Annotated in this window: 1 rRNA gene; it reads left to right on the top strand. The window is 51.7% G+C overall.

What is annotated here, in order from left to right:
- Positions 1–207 precede the first annotated feature (207 nt).
- Positions 208–269 (top strand): 5S ribosomal RNA (gene rrf / locus AC6LJY_RS28010); the annotation flags it as partial.

The raw sequence follows: 269 nt of genomic DNA on the forward strand, positions 1-269 counted from the left end.
ATCCTATAACACTGATGGTTATTGACCTGGTGATATAGCGTTCCAAGTGTCGTTCAATACAAAATCTGGCTGCACCGTCAGCAGCCAGCCAACACCAATTACGACCCCCTGTGCATGATCATCGAGCCAGCCTCTGATCATCCACACGTTGTGTTTCTTCCAAGATTGGAGCCGTTGCGCTAACCCGCAACCGCTCAACCAGTTACGCCTGACGACCATAGCAAGGTGGTACCACTCCTTCCCATCCCGAACAGGACAGTGAAACGCCT

This window comes from Achromobacter sp. RT286_PF (assembly GCF_059760425.1).